The sequence below is a fragment of the Occultella glacieicola genome, from assembly GCF_004353825.1.
GTDB classification, from domain to species: Bacteria; Actinomycetota; Actinomycetes; order Actinomycetales; family Beutenbergiaceae; genus Occultella; species Occultella glacieicola.
In genome coordinates this window covers 237,574-254,484 of sequence record NZ_SMNA01000002.1, presented here as the reverse complement: position 1 = coordinate 254,484, position 16,911 = coordinate 237,574, and the positions used below count along the sequence as shown (strand labels likewise).

Here is a 16,911-nt window from a genome sequence, read left to right as displayed (position 1 = left end):
CGATGGGAGTGGAGCGCATGACCACAGCGATAGACGTCCAGGGGGTGACCAAATCCTTCGGCTCGCAGTCGGTGCTCGCCGGCATCGACCTCCGGGTCGAACGAGGGACGGTGTTCGCGCTGCTGGGGCCCAACGGGGCCGGCAAGACGACCCTCGTGAACATCCTGTCCACGCTGGTCCAGGCGGACGGCGGCAGCGCCCGGATCGAAGGTGCGGACCTGCGCCGCGACCCGGGTGGCGTACGACGCCGGATCCGGCTGACCGGCCAGTCCGCGGCGGTGGACGAACTCCTGACCGGCGCGGAGAACCTCCGCATGATGGGTGCCCTGGCCGGTCTGCGGACCGGCGCCAACCGGCGCCGCACCACCGAGCTGCTCCGGCAGTTCGGCCTCGCCGACGCCGCAGACAAGGCGGTCAAGGCCTACTCGGGAGGGATGCGCCGTCGGCTCGACATCGCCCTCAGCCTGGTCACCGTCCCGCAGGTGCTGTTCCTGGACGAGCCGACCACCGGCCTGGACCTGCGCAGCAGGCTCGAGCTCTGGGACGTGATCCGGTCCCTGCGCGCGGAGGGCACCACGATCCTGCTCACCACGCAGTACCTCGAGGAGGCCGACCAGCTGGCCGACCGGATCGCGGTGCTCCGGACCGGACGGATCGTGGCCGAGGGCACCCCGACCGAACTGAAGCAGAGCGTGGGCGGCGAGGTCGTCGAGGTGCGCGGACCGGACGGCGAACTGCTGCACGAGATGCCCACCGACGGCTCCGTGCACGCGCTGCGCGAAGCACTCGACCTCATCGACGCGCGCGGCCTGGCCGGCCCGGCCGGCACAGTCGGCCTGCGCCGGCCGAGCCTGGACGATGTGTTCCTCGCGCTCACCGACCCCGACGCCGTGGCGGGCACCGCACCGCCGACCGGCCCGCAGGCCGGCTCCCAGCCGGCGACCGACACCCACGCCGAGGGCGACGCCCTGGTGACCACCTCGAGGAGCCGACGATGACCACCCTGACCGCAGCGCCGCCGTCGGCCCCGGCCCGGCTGCCCCTGGGCACCGAGGAGCGGACCTTCATCGCCCGCAGCATGCGGCACACCGTGCGCAACGTCGAGTCGCTCCTGATGGCGGTGATGCTGCCGGTGATGCTGATGCTGCTGTTCGTCTACGTGTTCGGCAATGCCATCTCCCCGGACGGGCAGTACGTGACCTACGTGGTGCCCGGGATCATCCTGCTCTGTGCCGGTTTCGGGGCCTCCTCCACCGGCGTGGACGTGGCGAACGACTCCGCGACGGGGATCATGGACCGGCTGCGAACCATGCCGATCCGCAGTTCGGCGGTGATCACCGGGCACGTCGTGGCGAGCCTGGCCCGCAACCTCGCGGCCACCGCCATCGTGATCGGGGTGGCGCTCGCGATCGGGTTCCGGCCCACGGCCACGTTCGGGGAGTGGGTCGGCGCGATCGCCCTGGTGGCGCTGTACATCCTGACGATCACCTACCTGTTCGCTGCGATCGGTCTGGCCAGCGGCAATCCCGAGGCGGCCAACGGGTACGGCTTCATCCTGTTGTTCCTGCCGTACCTGTCCAGCGCCTTCGTGCCGACGGACACGTTGCCGGCCTGGTTGCAGGGCGTCTCCGAGCATCAGCCGATCACGCCGGTCATCGAGTCGATCCGCGGGTTGCTGACCGGGGTGGACTCCGGGAACGCCACGCTCCTCGCCGTGCTCTGGTGCGTCGGGATCCTGGCCGTCGCCGTGACCTGGTCGGCGGTGGTGTTCCGGCGCAAGGCGGGCCGCCGCTGAGACCTGCTCGGCGGTGTGTGGCATCCCACCCGCACCGAAGTCCACGCCCGGGACGCAACCCGGGCGTGGACTTCGTACACTGGTCCCATGAGTGAGCCCCTTCCTCCCACGCAGCCCCAGGAGACCGAGCGCCTTTCATCGGGCAGCGGCACCGACGTCCTGGAGCGGGCGGAGGTGCGGGAGGAGGCCTCGCCCGGTGACGCCGAGCGCTACGCGCACTACGTCAAGAAGGAGAAGATCACCGCCTCCGCCGTGTCCGGCGCCCCGGTGATCGCACTCTGCGGCAAGGTCTGGACGCCGAACCGCGACCCCAGCAAATTTCCGATCTGCCCCGCCTGCAAGGAGATCTTCGAGGGCCTCACCGGCGGTGGTGGTGGCGGCAAGGACGGCGCGGGCTCGGAGTCCGGCGGCCGCGGTCGCGGGTTCTTCGGCTTCGGCTCCAAGAAGTGACCTCAGGAACCTCCACCGGCTCCCCGTCCCACCCCGAAGCATCCGGTTCACGCGCCCCGGCGCGCCCGGACCACGCTGCCCACGCTGCCGGGTCGACGGCGGCCGCGTCACACCTGCCCCCGGCCTACCCGGCGCGGGCGCCGTGGGGTACCGCCTCCCGGCTACGGGCCTGGCAGGCTGCCGCCCTGGAGTCCTACCTGGAGCGCCAGCCCCGGGACTTCCTCGCGGTCGCGACGCCGGGCGCCGGCAAGACCACGTTCGCGCTGCGGGTGGCCACCGAGCTGCTCGAGCAGCGCGTGGTGCGCCGGGTCACGGTCGTGGCGCCGACGGAGCACCTGAAGAGCCAGTGGGCCGACGCCGCCGGTCGGGTCGGCATCAGGATCGACCCGAACTTCAAGAACGCGCAGGGCCGGCACGGGGCGGCCTACGACGGTGTCGCGCTCACCTACGCGCAGGTCGCGGCGAACCCCAACCTGCACCGGGCCCGGACCGAGGCGGCCCCCACCCTGGTGATCCTGGACGAGGTGCACCACGGCGGCGACGCCCTCTCCTGGGGAGACGCGATCCGGGAGGCCTTCGATCCGGCCACCCGCCGACTGTCCCTGACCGGGACCCCGTTCCGGTCCGACACCGCGAAGATCCCGTTCATCACCTACACCCCGGACGCCCATGGCATCCGGCGCTCCCAGGCGGACCACTCCTACGGCTACGGCGACGCCCTGCGCGACGGCGTGGTGCGGCCGGTCATCTTCCTGTCCTACTCCGGGCAGATGCGCTGGCGCACGAAGGCCGGCGACGAGGTCAGCGCCCGGCTCGGTGAACCGCTCACGAAGGACATGGTCAACCAGGCCTGGCGGACCGCGCTGGATGAGAAGGGCGAGTGGATCCCGTCGGTGCTCACAGCCGCGGACAAGCGCCTGTCCGAGGTGCGGCGCGGCGTCCCGGACGCCGGTGGCCTCGTGATCGCCACCGACCAGACCCGGGCACGCGCCTATGCCGCGCACCTGCGCCGGATCACCGGCGAGGCACCCGTGGTGGTGCTGTCCGACGACGAGGGCGCCTCCAAGCGGATCGAGGACTTCGGCGCCGGTGAGCAGCGCTGGATGGTCGCGGTCCGGATGGTCTCCGAGGGCGTGGACGTGCCGCGGCTGGCGGTCGGGGTGTACGCGACCTCGACGGCCACCCCGCTGTTCTTCGCCCAGGCCGTCGGCCGGTTCGTGCGGGCCCGCAAGCGCGGGGAGACCGCGTCGATCTTCCTGCCGTCGGTGCCGAACCTGCTCGGGCTGGCGAACGAGCTCGAGGCCGAGCGCGACCACGCCTTGGACCGGCCCAAGACGGCCGAGGAGGAGGGCGACTTCTACAACCCCGAGGACGCCCTCGTGGCGGCCGCGAACCGGTCCGAGTCCGCCTCGGACGAGCTGATGCTGCCCGGCTTCGAGGCCCTCGAGGCCCAGGCCTCCTTCGACAAGGTGCTCTTCGACGGCGGCGAGTTCGGCACCGGTGGGGAGCTCGGCTCGGACGAGGAGCAGGACTTCCTCGGCATCCCCGGCCTCCTCGACGCCGACCAGGTCGCCACCCTGCTGCGCAGCCGGCAGGCCGAGCACGTCGCCGCCCGCAAGAAGCGCAGCCCCGCCGCGCAGGCACCACCGGTCGACGACCACCGGGCCGTGGCCGAGCTGCGCAAGGAGTTGAACCAGCTGGTCAAGGCCTGGGCGCGGCGTAGCGGCACCCCGCACGGTGTGGTGCACACCCGGCTGCGCGAGCACAGCGGCGGGGGAGAGGTCGCCACCGCCTCCGCGGACCACCTGCGCTCGCGGATCTCGCAGGTGCGGCGCTGGTTCGTCGGCCAGAAGTAGCGGGCACCGGCCACGGGTGGGCAGTCCTCGCCGCCCGAGGCAGGAGGGTAGGAGGTCCTTGTTCGGGCGAGGGGTTCTGCTCCGGGGCGAGGGGTTCTGCTTCGGCGGAATCCTGCCCGACGGCGGGGGGCGAGCGGGTAGGGCGTCTCAGCGCGTGACGTGGGTGGTCGGCACGGCCGGGTCGCCGTTGGACAGCCGCCGGGCCGACGGCGACAGCTCCGCCCGGGAGGCGGCGTGCCGGGCCGCGGCGCGCCGGACACCCTCGGCGCCGGTGTACCCGACCTCGACGACGCCGTCGCGCACCAGTGGGACGTGCAGTGGCCGCAGGTCGTCCTCCTCGGGGACCCAGTCGCGCTGGGCGCCGGCCACGACGAGCTCCTCGCTGGCCCGGCCGGCCGCATCCAGGCGGCGGGCCGCGCTCTTGCGGCCGCCGACGCTGGTCTTGGAACTGGACGCCTTCTCCACGGGCTCCATCGCTCCGGTGGCGCCCTCGCGGAGCACGAGCTTGTAGACCATGCCGCACGTGGGGGCGCCGGAGCCGGTGACCACCGAGGTGCCGACGCCGTAGGAGTCCACCGGCGCCACCGCGAGGGAGGCGATGGCGTACTCGTCCAGGTCGGAGGACACCACGATCTTGGTACCCGCGGCACCGAGGGAGTCCAGTTGCTCGCGTACCTCCCGGGCCACCACACCCAGGTCACCGGAGTCCAGGCGCACCGAGTCCAGGCCGGTGCCGGCCGCCTCGACGGCCCGGCGCACGCCCTCGGCGATGTCGTAGGTGTCCACGAGCAGGGTCGTGTCCGGACCGTAGGCGGCCACCTGCGCCGCGAACGCCGAGGTCTCGTCGTCGTGCAACAGGGTGAACGAGTGCGCGGCGGTCCCGATGGTCGGCAGGTCGTACCGACGCCCCGCCTCGAGGTTGGAGGTGCCGGTGAACCCGGCCACGATCGCGGCCCGGGCGGCGGCCACGGCCGCCCATTCGTGGGCCCGCCGGCCACCCATCTCCAGGCAGGGGCGGTTCCCGGCGGCGCTGGTCATCCGGGACGCGGCGGAGGCGACCGCCGAGTCGTAGTTCAGGATGGACAGCGCGACGGTCTCGAGGATGACCCCCTCCGCGAAGGAGGACTCGACCACGAGCAGCGGGGAGCCCGGGAAGAACACCTCGCCCTCCGCATACCCGTAGATGTCCCCGGTGAACCGGTAGTTGGCGAGGAAGTCCAGGGTCGGAGCGTCGACCACGTCGTTCGTGCGCAGGTACTCGAGCTCGTCGTCACCGAACCGGAACGCCGTGATCGCCTCGAGCACCCGCCCGGTACCGGCGACCACGCCGTAGCGCCGACCCGCGGGCAACCGCCGGGTGAAGAGCTCGAACACACATCCGCGGGACGCGGTGCCGTCGGCCAGCGCGGCCTGCACCATGGTCAGCTCGTACCGGTCGGTCAGCAGCGCAGTGCTCGCCGCGGTGGCTCCAGACATGCGTCATACCGTAACGGTGCGCATGGGGCCGTGCGCGAGGGGTCGGCCGACGGCGGGACGGGCCTACGCTTGGAGGCATGGTCGCCGCCACCGAGATCCCGCTCGCCGCTCCGGAGACGGACGTCGAGGAGGCCCTCCGGCCCGCGTCCGACCGGCCCTGGCGGACCATCGTCTGGAACGACCCGGTGAACCTGATGAGCTACGTCGCGTACGTGTTCCGCTCCTACTTCGGATTCTCCGCAGAGAAGGCGAACCGGCTGATGCTGCAGGTGCACACCGAGGGCCGCAGCGCCGTCTCGACGGGCACCCGGGAGCAGATGGAGGTCGACGTGCAGGCGATGCACTCCTACGGACTGTGGGCCACGCTCGCCCAGGACGGTGACTGAGCCGATGCGGGCCTTCTCGATGCGCCGCGGTGAGTTCGTGGCCGAGCTCGACGCGCACGAGCGCACGATCATCTCCCGCGTCATCGCGGACACCTCCGACCTGCTCGGCGTCCCGCTCGGACGCCTCGAGGCGAGCCGGAACGACGAGGCCGGTCCCGCCGTCGGGCACTCGATGACCTGGTCCACGGACGAGGTGAGCGAGCCCGCCGACCCGGCGCTCGCGCGCCTGCTTCCGTCGGCGAGCACGGAGGACGACGGCGTCGCCGACGAGTTCCGACGGCTCACCGAGGCGGACCTGCGGTCGGCGAAGACCGCCCGGTTGCGGATGGTCTTCGACGAGCTCCGCCGCCCGGGCACCAAGATCCACGTGCCGCGCGAGCGCGCCATGGACTGGGCCGCGGCCCTCACCGACGTGCGCCTCGTCCTCGCCGAACGGCTCGGGATCCGCACCGACTCCGACGCCGAGGACGTCTACGAGTTGAGCACCCTGGGCGGCGACGGTGTCGACACTGCCGAGGACGAGATCCGCGCGGCGCTCGCCCTGTTGTACTCCGCACTGACCTGGCTGCAGGAGTCGTTGCTGCAGGTGATGCTGCCCACACTGGAGGATTGAACCGTTTCGTCGTCACCGCTGCGGGCTACCCTCAAAGGCGTGAATGACGCGCCCATCGGGATCTTCGACTCCGGCGTCGGTGGCCTCACGGTGGCTCGGGCCGTCATCGACCAGCTGCCCAACGAGGCGACCCTGTACATCGGTGACACGGCGAACGGCCCCTACGGACCACTGCCGATCGCCGAGGTGCGTGCGCATGCCCTCTCGGTCATGGACGACCTGGTCCGCTCGGGCGTCAAGATGCTCGTCATCGCGTGCAACTCCGCCTCCGCTGCGGTCCTGCGCGATGCCCGGGAGCGGTACACGATCGGCATGGGAGTGCCGGTCGTCGAGGTGATCGCACCGGCGGTGCGCCGGGCCGTGGCCACCAGCCGCACCGGCCGTGTCGGCGTGATCGGGACCCGCGCCACCATCGCCTCACGCGCCTATGAGGACGCGTTCGCGGCCGCGCCGCACCTGAGTCTGACCACGGCCGCGGCTCCCCGGTTCGTGGAGTTCGTCGAGCGCGGCATCACCTCCGGCCCGGAGCTGCTCGAGGCGGCCCGCGACTACCTCGCGCCGGTCAGTGCCGCCGACGTGGACACGCTCGTGCTCGGCTGCACCCACTACCCGTTGCTCACCGGCGTCATCCAGTACGTGGCCGGTGACGACGTGAGCCTCGTCTCCAGTGCCGAGGAGACCGCGAAGGACGTCTACCGCGAGTTGGTCGCGCACGATCTCGAGCGCACCGCGACCACCCCACCCGAGCACCGGTTCCTGGCGACCGGGGACCCGCGCGGCTTCACCAACCTGGCCCGCCGCTTCCTCGGACCCGAGGTGGGCGCCGAGAGCGCGGCCGAGGTCACCGGTGAGATCCCGCGGATCGTCGTGGAGGATCCCGCGTGAGGCTCACCATCATCGGCTCGTCCGGATCCGTCTCCGGGCCCGAGTCGGCGTCCTCGTGCTACCTGGTCGAGGCCGATGCCGACGGTCGCACCTGGCGGCTCGTGCTCGACCTCGGCTCCGGGGCGTTCGGGCAGCTGCTGCGCTACGGCGACCCCGCGGCGATCGACGGCGTGCTGATCTCCCACCTGCACGCCGACCACGTGGTCGACATGGCCGCCCTGCACGTCTACCTCAAGTACGGTCCCGGCGCCCCGCACCCCCGCGTGGACGTCTACGGGCCGGAGCACACGCAGGCACGGCTGGCCCAGATCTGCGGGGACTCCGACACCGCGGACGACCAGTTCCGGGTCCTCGCCTGGGATCCGGCGGCGCCCGTGCGGATCGGCCCGTTCACGATCGAGCCGGTCGCGGTGCGTCATCCCACGCCGGCCTTCGCGATCCGGGTCACCGGGCCGAGCGAGAGTGGCGACGGCGCCCGGGTGATCACCTACACCGGAGACACCGACGCCTGCGCCGGCGTGGCCGAGGCCGCCGACGGCGCCCACCTCCTGCTGAGCGAGGCCGCCTTCGAGGAGGGCCGGGACACGGTCCGGGGCATCCACCTGACCGGCCGGCGCGCCGGGGAGCTCGCCAGCGGGGCCGGCGTGCGTCGTCTCGTGCTGACGCATATACCCCCGTGGACGTCCGCGGCCACCGTGCTCGCGGAAGCGCTCACCGCCTACTCGGGGCCGGTCGACCTGGCCGAGCCCGGGGCCACCTGGGCACTCTGAGCCCGGCGTGGTCGTTCGGTGAGACGCCCGACGGCGAGGGTGCCTCGCGTAGGTACCCTCGGGGCATGAATCCCTCGAGTGAGTCGTCCTCGACCTCGCAGACCCCCGCGACCGGCATCGCGTCCGGATCGCGCACCGGCGCCCGGACGGACATGCCGGACGCCCTACGCCACGACGTGCGCCTCCTGGGTGAGCTGCTCGGCATCGTTCTCACCGAGAGCGGTGGACCGGAGCTGCTCGCCGACGTCGAGCGGCTGCGCGAGCTCACCATCGCCGCCTACTCCGGATCGGACCCCACCGCGTTCGAGGCCGCGGAGGCGCTGGTGGAGACGTTCTCCCTGGAGCGCGCGGAGGAGGTCGCCCGGGCGTTCGCCTGCTACTTCCACCTCGTGAACCTCTCCGAGGAGTACCACCGGGTCCGCACGCTGCGTGCCCGGGACACGGCCGTGAAGTCGCCGGCGCGGGTGCCGGAGGAGACCCTCGAATCGGCCCTGGCGTTCCTGGTGGACCAGGTCGGTGCGGACGAGGCCCGCCGCCGGGTCGGCGAGCTGGAGTTCCGGCCGGTTCTGACGGCGCACCCCACCGAGGCTCGTCGCCGCGCCGTGGCCGCATCGATCCGCCGGATCACCGACCTCGTCGCCGAGCGGGACGACCCGCGCCTCGGGCCACACTCCCTCGAGGAGAACCGGCGCACCCTCCTGTCCGAGATCGACACCCTCTGGCGCACGTCCCCGCTGCGCACCGAGAAGCCGACCCCGCTGGACGAGGTCCGCACCGCGATGGGCGTGTTCGACGAGACCCTGTTCACCACGCTCCCGCAGGTGTACCGGGAGCTGGACGTGCTGCTGGACGGTGACGACGACGACGCTGCCGGCCGTAAGGCTCCGGTGGCGCCCGCGTTCGTACGGCTCGGCAGTTGGATCGGGGCGGACCGCGACGGAAACCCGAACGTCACCTCCTCGGTGACCCGGGCCGCCGCGGCCATCGCCGCCGAACACGTCCTGGTGGGCCTCGAGCGAGTGGCCCAGCGCGTCGGGCGCAGCCTTACCCTGGATGCCGAGACCACCCCGGCCTCGAAGGACCTGGAGGCACTCTGGAGCCGACAGCGACGGCTCGCCGGCGAGCTGACCGCGGACGTGGCGCTCCGGTCCCCGAACGAGCCGCACCGCCAGGTCATGCTGGTGATCGCCGAGCGCATCGACGCCACCCGTCGTCGGGACGCGGACCTTGCCTACGGCGGCCCCGAGGAACTCCTCGAGGACCTGCGCGTGGTGCAGGCCTCCCTCGTCGCCGCCGGGGACCAGCGCAAGGCCTACGGCGAGGTGCAGCACCTCATCTGGCAGGTCGAGACGTTCGGGTTCCACCTGGCCGAGCTCGAGGTCCGGCAGCACTCGAAGGTGCATGCGACCACCCTCGCGCAGATCGACGCCGGGACTCCTCTGAGTGAGATGAGCGAGGAGGTACTGGAGACCCTCCGCTCGATCGCCTCCGTCCAGCGTCGCTACGGCCAGCTCGCGGCCAAGCGTTACATCGTCTCGTTCACCACCAGCGCCCAGGACCTGGCGAACGTGTACCGGCTCGCCGAGGAGGCGCTCGGCTCGGCGGAGGAGGCGCCGGTCCTGGACGTGATTCCGCTGTTCGAGACGTTCGCGGACCTGCAGGCCGCCCCGGACGTCCTCGACGAGATGCTCACCCTGCCGCAGGTACGGGCACGCCTGGCCGCCACGGGGCGTCGCGTCGAGGTGATGCTCGGCTACTCGGACTCCTCCAAGGACGTCGGCCCGGTCGCGGCCACGCTCGCCCTCTACGAGGCGCAGAGCCGGATCACTGCCTGGGCCGAGGCGAACGACATCCGGCTCACTCTCTTCCACGGCCGCGGCGGGGCTCTCGGCCGTGGCGGCGGCCCGGCGAACCGGGCCGTGCTGGCCCAGCCGCCGGGCTCGGTGGACGGACGGTTCAAGCTCACCGAGCAGGGCGAGGTCATCTTCGCCCGCTACGGCAACCCGGTGATCGCGGCCCGGCACATCGAGCAGGTCGTCGCCGCGACCCTGCTCCAGGGCACGCCGGTCGTCTCGGAGCGCAACGCGAGTGCGGCCCGGGACTTCGCCGACGTCGCCGCCCGTCTGGACACCGCCTCCCGTGAGCGTTTCTTCGAGTTGGTCAAGGCGGACGGGTTCCCCGCCTGGTTCGCCCAGGTGACCCCGCAGGAGGAGGTCGGCTGGCTGCCACTGGGTTCGCGTCCGGCTCGGCGCGGCCTCAGCGTGGAGTCCCTCGAGGACCTGCGGGCGATCCCGTGGGTGTTCGCGTGGACGCAGGCCCGGATCAACCTGACCGGCTGGTTCGGCCTCGGCACCGCGCTCGCCGCCGTCGGCGACCTGGACGTGCTCACCGACGCCTACGCCCGCTGGCCGCTGTTCGCCACGATGATCGACAACGTCGAGATGTCCCTCGCCAAGACGGACGAGCGCATCGCCCGCCGGTACCTCGCCCTGGGGGACCGGGACGACCTCGCCGACCTCGTGCTCGAGGAGATGGCCCTGACCCGTCGGTGGATCGTGGACATCACCGGCCAGGACCGGCTGCTCGCCGGCCACCGGGTGCTCGGCCGGGCGGTGCAGTTGCGCAGCCCTTACGTGGACGCGCTGTCGCTGATCCAGCTGCGGGCGCTGCGGGCGCTGCGCGCCACCGACGGCTCCGACCAGGCCACCGACGCCCAGATCCGGCGGGTCATGATGCTGTCCGTCAACGGGGTCGCCGCCGGCCTGCAGAACACCGGCTGATCAGCCGATCAGGTCTGCAGATCCGCGAGCGCGGCGTCCGCGGCGGCCAGCGCGTCGTGGTCGAAGGTGGACGTGGACGCGAGCACCTCGGCGGCGCCGGTGCGCCGGACCAGGTCGCCGAGTTCGGTGCGCACCCGCGCCGGGGTGCCGTGCACGGCGAGATCGAGCTGACGCCCGACGGCGGTGCGCACCCGCTCCGGCAGGGCGTCCGCCTCGGCGGTGGTCACCTCGCGCAACGGCCCGAACGAACCGGTGGTCCGGGACTCGGCGAGCGCGACCGCCTCGGGCAGCAGGAGTTCGCGGGCGCGTTCGGGACTGTTGGCGATCATCACCTCGAGGCTGATCGTCACCCGGGGCTCGGGCCACGCCGGGCTCGGCCGGTAGCTGCGCCGGTACTCCTCGAGCGCGCCCAGTTCGCCGAACAGGACCGGCCCGCCCACCACGACCGGCAGGCCGAGGCGCGCGGCGACGGCCAGGCCCGATCCGGTCGCGAGGACGTGGACGGGTGGTGGCGCCGCCAGCGGTGGCATCGCGGTGACGGGGCCGGTGCCCTCCAGGAATGCGTGCACCGCGGTCAGGTCCCGGGTGAAGTCGTCGGGGGAGTACTTCTCGACACCGAGTGCGGTGCGTACCGGTCTCGTGAACCCGAGCGAGCGACCGAGCCCGAGGTCGATCCTTCCCGGGAACAGGGCCTCCAGCATGAGTGCCTGCTCGGCGACCTGCAGGGGCCGGTGGTTCGGCAGCATCACGCCCCCCGATCCGACGCGGATCGACCGGGTCGCGGCTGCGATCGCGGCCATCAGCACCGGTGCGTGCCCACTGGCGATCCCCGGCACGCTGTGGTGCTCGGCGACCCAGAACCGGTGGAAGCCGAGCGAATCCGCCTGCTGTGCCCGAGTGACACTGGCCGCCAGCGCGTGCGCGGGATCCTCACCCGCCCGGGTGCGGGAGCGGTCGAGCAGGGAGATCGGGAATCGTTCGGCGGTCATCACCCAAGGCAACCCGCCCCGGCGCCGCGCCATTCCAGCGCGTACGCCTCCCGGTATCCTGAACGAGGAACTAGAACGGACCGTCCATGAGCGACGTGCTCACGCCGGGTGACGTTCTCGCTCGCTATCGCGAACAGATTCGCGCCGTGCCTGCCGCCCACGGAGTCAGTGACGCCGGCCTGTTCGGATCCGTCGCCCGCGGGCCAGGATGGTGGACGCTCCGACCTTGACCTCATCGTCGCGTTCCGACCGGATGCCCGCCGCGACCTGGTCCGGATCACCGACGAGTTCAGGAGCTCACCGGCCTGACCGTCGACGTCGTCGACCAGGAGCGCGTGATCGATCGTGCGCGGCGTACCGGCGTCGGGTACACGATCCTGCGTGACACCGTTCCGCTGTGACACCCGAGGAGGCCGAGGCCGTCCTCGCACTGGACGCCGAGGTTGACGTCGCTGCTGGGCTCGCCAAGGACCAGGCGGGCTCCGCGCCGACTGGCCGCTGAGGCACGCGGCCGAGCGGATCGTCGAGCGCGTGTTCCAGGCCGCGCAGGGACTTCCCGCCGAGCTCCGGGAGCGCTACTTCGGCGGTGATGGTTCTCGTGCTCTCCGAGGTATGCGCAACCGTCTCGCCCACAACGACCTGGACATCGACGAGAACGTCCTGTGGGAGTCCGTCGCGGTGGACCTCCGCGAGGTCAGGCCAAGGCTCGCGGACGACGCTGCATCGGCTCGCGTCCTCGCCCCTCTCACTCCCGACGACACCGCGGATCCGGACGCGAACCCGAACCGGAGCCTCAGTCCGGCGGGCTGAGCCTGCCTTCCTTTCGACGGGTCGACACATCGTCGCCGCGAACCTGCGGTCCTGGGGCCACGTGGAACGGATCAAGGGCAGCCGGCCTTAGGCTCGTGCCCATGACTGATGTGACCCGCGCCGACGGCCGCCGACCCGACGAACTGCGCCCCGTGCGCTTCCACCGGGGCTGGTCCGACCAGGCCGAGGGCTCGGTGCTGGTGGAGTTCGGCGGCACTCGGGTGCTGTGCACTGCCTCGTTCACCGAGGGGGTGCCGCGCTGGCGCAAGGGGTCCGGCCAGGGCTGGGTCACCGCCGAGTACGCAATGCTGCCGCGGTCCACCAACTCCCGCTCCGACCGGGAGTCGGTCAAGGGCCGCATCGGCGGCCGGACCCACGAGATCTCCCGGCTGATCGGCCGCTCGCTGCGTGCGATCATCGACGTGTCCGCGCTCGGTGAGAACACGATCGTGCTCGACTGCGACGTGCTCCAGGCCGACGGCGGCACCCGCACCGCCGCGATCACCGGCGCCTACGTGGCCCTCGCCGACGCGATCACCTGGGGCCGCGAGAGCGGCGCGGTCGCGAAGAAGGCGACCGTGCTGACCGACTCCGTGGCCGCCGTCAGCGTCGGCATCATCGACGCGACCCCGATGCTCGACCTGCCCTACACCGAGGACGTCCGCGCCGAGACCGACATGAACGTCGTGGTCACCGGCTCCGGTTCGTTCGTCGAGGTGCAGGGCACCGCCGAGGGCGTCCCGTTCCACCGGGCCGAGCTCGACGCGCTGCTGGACCTCGCCGTGGCCGGCACGGCCCGGCTGACCGAACTGCAGGCCGAGGCGCTCGCGGCGCCGCTCGGGCGCCGCCCGGCGCCGGGTCCGCTGGACGCGTCCGCCCGATGAACACCATGCCCGACGGCGGCGCGTCCGGCCCGCAGACGGGTGCGCCCCGGCTGGTGCTGGCCACCCACAACGCCCACAAGCTGGGCGAGCTCCGCGCGATCCTCGCCGGGCTCACGCCACTCGAGCCCGAACAGATCATCGGTGCCGCGCAGGCCGGTGCCGCCGAGCCCGTCGAGAACGGCGTGACGTTCGCCGAGAACGCGCTGATCAAGGCGCGCGCCCTGGCCGCGCACACTCACCTGGTGGCCGTCGCCGACGACTCCGGGCTCGCCGTCGACGTGCTGGGCGGGGCACCTGGGATCTTCTCGGCACGCTGGGCCGGACGCCACGGCGACGACCAAGCGAATCTGGACCTGCTCCTGGCCCAGCTCGCGGACGTCCCGGAGCCGCACCGGGCCGCCGGGTTCGTCTGCGCCGCGGCCCTGGTCACGCCGGACGGGCACGAGCACGTCGAACTCGGGGAACTGCGCGGCACCCTGCTCACCACCCCCCGCGGCGAGGGTGGGTTCGGCTACGACCCGATCCTGCGCCCCGACGGCGAGACCCGCTCGTGCGCCGAACTCACCGCGGACGAGAAGAACGCGATCTCGCACCGGGGCCGGGCCTTCCGGGCGCTCGCCGCGCACATCGCGGACGCGCTCGCTCGATCCTGAGCGCCGTCGCTCATCTGATATCTCGGACGGTGCTCACCTGATATCGTCGCTCCCAACGACGTCGACGAAGGATGCAGCGATGACACTTCTCAGCGATGAGACCGTCCGGGGCCTCGGCTCGGACGTGGCGACTCCCCCCTACGACCGGTCCGCGCTGCGGGCCGGGATCGTACACATCGGCGTCGGTGGCTTCCACCGGGCCCACCAGGCCATGTACCTCGACCGGCTGATGCGCGAGGGGAAGGCGCTGGACTGGGCGATCTGCGGGCTCGGTCTGCTGCCGGGTGACGTCCGGATGCGGGACGCGCTGAACGCCCAGGACGGGCTCTACACGTTGGTGCTCAAGCATCCGGACGGCACCTACGAGCCGACGGTGGTCGGCTCGATCGTGGAGTATCTCTACGGGCCCGACGATCCGGAGGCGGCCATCGAGAAGATGGCGGACCCACAGGTGCGGATCGTCTCGCTCACGGTCACCGAGGGCGGTTACAACGTCAACCCGGTGACGGGCGAGTTCGACCTCGGCAACCCCCAGGTGCGGGCGGACCTGACCGACGGTGCCGTGCCCACCACGTCCTTCGCGTATGTGACCGAGGCGCTGCGCCGGCGCCGGGACCGCGGCGTGACCCCGTTCACCGTGATGAGCTGCGACAACATCCAGGGCAACGGCGAGGTCGCGCACAAGATGTTCGCCGCGTTCGCGCGCGCCAAGGACCCCGAGCTGGCCGCCTGGATCGAGGGATCGGTCCCGTTCCCGAACTCCATGGTCGACCGGATCACCCCGGTGACCACCGACGACGACCGTGCCATGGTCGCCGAGAGGTTCGGCATCTCCGACGCCTGGCCGGTGGTGTGCGAGCCGTTCGCCCAGTGGGTACTCGAGGACCGGTTCGCCGACGGCCGCCCACCGTACGAGGACGTCGGCGTCCAGGTTGTCGAGGACGTGATGCCGTACGAGCTGATGAAGCTCCGGCTGCTCAATGCCAGCCACCAGGCGGTCGCCTACTTCGGGTACCTGGCCGGGTACCGGCTCGTCCACGACGCCTGCCAGGACCCGCTGTTCGCGCGTTTCCTGCTCGCCTATATGGACCAGGAGGGCACGCCGACGTTGCGACCGGTTCCGGGCGTGGACCTGACCGCCTACAAGCACACCCTGATCGAGCGGTTCTCCAACCCGCACGTGCGCGACACCCTGGCGCGGCTGTGTGCCGAGTCCTCCGACCGCATCCCGAAATGGCTCGTGCCGGTGATCCGGGAGAACCTCGCCGCCGGAGGTCAGGTCAGGCTCTCGGCGGCGATCGTGGCCAGCTGGGCGCGGTACGCCGAAGGAGTCGACGAGGCGGGGGAGCCGATCGAGGTTGTGGACCGGCTCGCCGAGCAGCTCACCGCGGTCGCGCGGACGCAGGGTCAGGACGACCTCGCGTTCGTCCGGGACCGGGACCTGTTCGGCGATATCGTCGACGACGACCGGTTCGTCGGTCCCTACCGCTCGGCACTGGCGTCGCTGCACCGAGACGGGGCCCGGGTGACCCTGGAGAACCTGGATGACGCGTCGATGGAGTGAGCGTCGTGGAGTCGCTCGGCCGGCCCGCTAGTCGACCGGCGTGCCCGCCGACTCGGCCCGAAGGAGGTCGGTCAGGGCGCCCGCCGCCGCCGGGTCGAGCACCACCGTCGATCCGATCCCCCCGCGTACGGCTGCGCGCACGGCCGGCGCCGCGGACGCACCGTGGGCGCACACGATGACCTCGGGGGTCCGCCGCAGCTGGTCGAGGCCGACGCCGACGATCCGCGTCTCCAGAGCGGTCGGCACCAGGCGGCCCTCGGCGTCGATCAGGTGTCCCGCGCACTCGCCCACGGCGCCCGCGGCGACGGCTTCGGCGATGTCGTCGGGGCTCACGTTCGAGTAGACCGTCGAAGACTCCGTCGACCACCCCCCGACCGCGACCACGGCGATGTCCAGGTGCTCGGCGCGCTCCAGGGCGCGCGCGATCTGCGGCTGTGCGCGCAGCCCCGCCGCCGTGGCCGCGTCCTGGACCACCAGCGGCGCCCAGATCGGGAACGTGCGCACCCCAGGGAGGGCCTTGAACTGCTGGATCATCTCGAGGGAGTTCCCGCTCCCCTCGACCGGCTGGGCCCCCACGAGCTGCACGACCTCACAGGGCGGCAGGTTCTCGATGTGCTTCGCCGCCAGTTCGATGGTCCGGGACCAGGAGACGCCGATCGTCATCTGCGGCCTGGCGCGGTCCACGAGCGCGCGGGCCACGTGGCGGGCGAGCGTCGCCCGGCTGGGGTTGCTCGAAGTGCCCGAGCTGATGACGACCTCGCGCACCCCGAGGGCCTGCGCCAGGGTGCGACCGGAGGAGGCGTCCAGATGTGCCGGCGTCGAGATCTCGATCCGGACGATGCCGAGCTCACGGGCGGAGTTCAGCATCCGCGCCACCTGGAACCGGGACAGGCCCCGTTCCTTCGCGATCTCCACCTTGGACAGCCCGTCCAGGTAGAAGTCCACGCTGACCTCACGCAGCAGTTCCGGGTCGTCGACGTCGGGCACGGATCCTCCTCGA

General features: G+C 72.0%; 16 protein-coding genes. 13 read left to right on the top strand and 3 right to left on the bottom strand.

The window, feature by feature from the left end; all coding sequences use genetic code 11:
- Nucleotides 1–17 precede the first annotated feature (17 nt).
- The 4 genes from EXU48_RS04085 (at nucleotide 18) to EXU48_RS04070 (ending at nucleotide 4,101) form a co-directional block, all read left to right on the top strand.
- Nucleotides 18–998 (top strand): ATP-binding cassette domain-containing protein, encoded by a 981-nt coding sequence (locus tag EXU48_RS04085; RefSeq protein WP_133106307.1) that lies wholly within the window; start codon nucleotides 18–20, stop codon nucleotides 996–998.
- Complete coding sequence (locus EXU48_RS04080) at nucleotides 995–1,795, top strand: ABC transporter permease (RefSeq protein ID WP_133106306.1); 801 nt, start codon at nucleotides 995–997, stop codon at nucleotides 1,793–1,795. The genes EXU48_RS04085 and EXU48_RS04080 overlap by 4 nt, the downstream gene beginning before the upstream one ends.
- 87 nt (nucleotides 1,796–1,882) lie before the next feature.
- Nucleotides 1,883–2,245 carry a DUF3039 domain-containing protein gene (locus tag EXU48_RS04075; RefSeq protein ID WP_133106305.1) on the top strand — a complete coding sequence of 121 codons (363 nt, stop codon included), beginning with the start codon at nucleotides 1,883–1,885 and terminating at the stop codon, nucleotides 2,243–2,245.
- Nucleotides 2,242–4,101 (top strand): DEAD/DEAH box helicase, encoded by a 1,860-nt coding sequence (locus tag EXU48_RS04070; RefSeq protein WP_133106304.1) that lies wholly within the window; start codon nucleotides 2,242–2,244, stop codon nucleotides 4,099–4,101. Before EXU48_RS04075 ends, EXU48_RS04070 begins: the two co-directional genes overlap by 4 nt.
- A 147-nt stretch (nucleotides 4,102–4,248) precedes the next feature.
- On the opposite strand, the gene EXU48_RS04065 is transcribed toward EXU48_RS04070, so the two are convergent.
- Nucleotides 4,249–5,577, bottom strand: a complete 1,329-nt coding sequence (locus EXU48_RS04065) for a nicotinate phosphoribosyltransferase (RefSeq protein ID WP_133106303.1) — start codon at nucleotides 5,575–5,577, stop codon at nucleotides 4,249–4,251.
- Between the two features lie 77 nt (nucleotides 5,578–5,654).
- On the opposite strand from EXU48_RS04065, the gene clpS reads away from it, so the two are divergent.
- The 5 genes from clpS (at nucleotide 5,655) to EXU48_RS04040 (ending at nucleotide 11,011) form a co-directional block, all read left to right on the top strand.
- Nucleotides 5,655–5,963 carry an ATP-dependent Clp protease adapter ClpS gene (gene clpS / locus EXU48_RS04060; protein WP_133106302.1) on the top strand — a complete coding sequence of 103 codons (309 nt, stop codon included), beginning with the start codon at nucleotides 5,655–5,657 and terminating at the stop codon, nucleotides 5,961–5,963.
- Nucleotides 5,956–6,576 carry a DUF2017 domain-containing protein gene (locus tag EXU48_RS04055; RefSeq protein WP_235856822.1) on the top strand — a complete coding sequence of 207 codons (621 nt, stop codon included), beginning with the start codon at nucleotides 5,956–5,958 and terminating at the stop codon, nucleotides 6,574–6,576. The genes clpS and EXU48_RS04055 overlap by 8 nt, the downstream gene beginning before the upstream one ends.
- Before the next feature lie 39 nt (nucleotides 6,577–6,615).
- Nucleotides 6,616–7,461, top strand: a complete 846-nt coding sequence (gene murI, locus EXU48_RS04050) for a glutamate racemase (RefSeq protein ID WP_133106301.1) — start codon at nucleotides 6,616–6,618, stop codon at nucleotides 7,459–7,461.
- Entirely contained in the window at nucleotides 7,458–8,231 is a 774-nt protein-coding gene (locus tag EXU48_RS04045) for an MBL fold metallo-hydrolase (protein ID WP_133106300.1), read from the top strand. Before murI ends, EXU48_RS04045 begins: the two co-directional genes overlap by 4 nt.
- Before the next feature lie 65 nt (nucleotides 8,232–8,296).
- Nucleotides 8,297–11,011, top strand: a complete 2,715-nt coding sequence (locus EXU48_RS04040) for a phosphoenolpyruvate carboxylase (protein WP_407938706.1) — start codon at nucleotides 8,297–8,299, stop codon at nucleotides 11,009–11,011.
- 8 nt (nucleotides 11,012–11,019) lie between these two features.
- On the opposite strand, the gene EXU48_RS04035 is transcribed toward EXU48_RS04040, so the two are convergent.
- The gene (locus EXU48_RS04035) at nucleotides 11,020–12,000 is read right to left on the bottom strand and encodes an MsnO8 family LLM class oxidoreductase (RefSeq protein WP_133106299.1); all 981 of its coding nucleotides are present in this window, start codon (nucleotides 11,998–12,000) and stop codon (nucleotides 11,020–11,022) included.
- A gap of 531 nt (nucleotides 12,001–12,531) precedes the next feature.
- On the opposite strand from EXU48_RS04035, the gene EXU48_RS04030 reads away from it, so the two are divergent.
- The 4 genes from EXU48_RS04030 to EXU48_RS04015 all read left to right on the top strand — a co-directional run bounded on the left by EXU48_RS04030 (nucleotide 12,532) and on the right by EXU48_RS04015 (nucleotide 15,911).
- Nucleotides 12,532–12,810: a HepT-like ribonuclease domain-containing protein gene (locus EXU48_RS04030; protein ID WP_235856821.1), complete on the top strand. Its 279-nt coding sequence runs from the start codon at nucleotides 12,532–12,534 to the stop codon at nucleotides 12,808–12,810.
- A 101-nt stretch (nucleotides 12,811–12,911) separates the two neighbouring features.
- Nucleotides 12,912–13,694 carry a ribonuclease PH gene (gene rph, locus EXU48_RS04025; RefSeq protein ID WP_133106297.1) on the top strand — a complete coding sequence of 261 codons (783 nt, stop codon included), beginning with the start codon at nucleotides 12,912–12,914 and terminating at the stop codon, nucleotides 13,692–13,694.
- On the top strand, nucleotides 13,691–14,347 hold the full coding sequence (rdgB, locus tag EXU48_RS04020; RefSeq protein ID WP_235856820.1) for an RdgB/HAM1 family non-canonical purine NTP pyrophosphatase: 657 nt from the start codon (nucleotides 13,691–13,693) through the stop codon (nucleotides 14,345–14,347). Before rph ends, rdgB begins: the two co-directional genes overlap by 4 nt.
- A gap of 79 nt (nucleotides 14,348–14,426) precedes the next feature.
- The gene (locus EXU48_RS04015; RefSeq protein WP_133106296.1) at nucleotides 14,427–15,911 is read left to right on the top strand and encodes a mannitol dehydrogenase family protein; all 1,485 of its coding nucleotides are present in this window, start codon (nucleotides 14,427–14,429) and stop codon (nucleotides 15,909–15,911) included.
- A gap of 27 nt (nucleotides 15,912–15,938) precedes the next feature.
- On the opposite strand, the gene EXU48_RS04010 is transcribed toward EXU48_RS04015, so the two are convergent.
- Nucleotides 15,939–16,898: a sugar-binding transcriptional regulator gene (locus EXU48_RS04010; protein ID WP_133106295.1), complete on the bottom strand. Its 960-nt coding sequence runs from the start codon at nucleotides 16,896–16,898 to the stop codon at nucleotides 15,939–15,941.
- Nucleotides 16,899–16,911 lie beyond the last annotated feature (13 nt).

What these genes read in the sequence shown, in the direction of transcription:
- EXU48_RS04085 (WP_133106307.1), top strand. Translation starts at nt 18, where the DNA reads ATGACCACAGCGATAGACGTCCAGGGGGTGACCAAATCCTTCGGCTCG.
- EXU48_RS04035 (WP_133106299.1), bottom strand. Translation starts at nt 12,000, where the DNA reads ATGACCGCCGAACGATTCCCGATCTCCCTGCTCGACCGCTCCCGCACC.
- EXU48_RS04075 (WP_133106305.1), top strand. Translation starts at nt 1,883, where the DNA reads ATGAGTGAGCCCCTTCCTCCCACGCAGCCCCAGGAGACCGAGCGCCTT.
- rph (WP_133106297.1), top strand. Translation starts at nt 12,912, where the DNA reads ATGACTGATGTGACCCGCGCCGACGGCCGCCGACCCGACGAACTGCGC.
- EXU48_RS04015 (WP_133106296.1), top strand. Translation starts at nt 14,427, where the DNA reads ATGACACTTCTCAGCGATGAGACCGTCCGGGGCCTCGGCTCGGACGTG.
- EXU48_RS04065 (WP_133106303.1), bottom strand. Translation starts at nt 5,577, where the DNA reads ATGTCTGGAGCCACCGCGGCGAGCACTGCGCTGCTGACCGACCGGTAC.
- EXU48_RS04040 (WP_407938706.1), top strand. Translation starts at nt 8,297, where the DNA reads ATGAATCCCTCGAGTGAGTCGTCCTCGACCTCGCAGACCCCCGCGACC.
- clpS (WP_133106302.1), top strand. Translation starts at nt 5,655, where the DNA reads ATGGTCGCCGCCACCGAGATCCCGCTCGCCGCTCCGGAGACGGACGTC.
- rdgB (WP_235856820.1), top strand. Translation starts at nt 13,691, where the DNA reads ATGAACACCATGCCCGACGGCGGCGCGTCCGGCCCGCAGACGGGTGCG.
- EXU48_RS04080 (WP_133106306.1), top strand. Translation starts at nt 995, where the DNA reads ATGACCACCCTGACCGCAGCGCCGCCGTCGGCCCCGGCCCGGCTGCCC.